The following is a 575-nucleotide window of genomic DNA, read 5'->3' as shown; positions in this document are numbered from 1 at the left end:
ACACCTTCGAGGACACGCCGCAGAAGGACCGGGACCCGGAGTGGTTCAAACGCGCCGTCTTCTACGAGGTCCTCGTCCGGTCCTTCCAGGACAGCAACGGCGACGGCATCGGCGACCTCAAGGGCCTGACCGCCAAACTCGACTACCTGCAGTGGCTGGGCATCGACTGCATCTGGCTCCCGCCCTTCTTCAAGTCCCCCCTGCGCGACGGCGGCTACGACGTCTCCGACTACACCGCAGTCCTGCCCGAGTTCGGCGACCTCGCCGACTTCGTGGAGTTCGTCGACGCCGCCCACCAGCGCGGCATGCGCGTCATCATCGACTTCGTCATGAACCACACCAGCGACCAGCACCCGTGGTTCCAGGAGTCCCGCAAGGACCCCGACGGCCCCTACGGCGACTACTACGTCTGGGCCGACGACGACAAGCAGTACCAGGACGCCCGCATCATCTTCGTCGACACCGAAGTCTCCAACTGGACCTTCGACCCCGTCCGCAAGCAGTACTTCTGGCACCGCTTCTTCGCCCACCAACCCGACCTCAACTACGAGAACCCCGCCGTCCAGGAGGAGATG

Annotated in this window: 1 protein-coding gene; it reads left to right on the top strand. The window is 64.7% G+C overall.

What is annotated here, in order from left to right:
• On the top strand, positions 1 to 575 hold a 575-nt coding region (locus SMA5143A_RS42470; protein WP_258194099.1), incomplete at both ends, for an alpha-amylase family glycosyl hydrolase.

The organism is Streptomyces sp. MA5143a, assembly GCF_900290235.1.
Taxonomy (GTDB): domain Bacteria; phylum Actinomycetota; class Actinomycetes; order Streptomycetales; family Streptomycetaceae; genus Streptomyces.
This window is presented reverse-complemented; position numbering and strand designations above follow the sequence as displayed.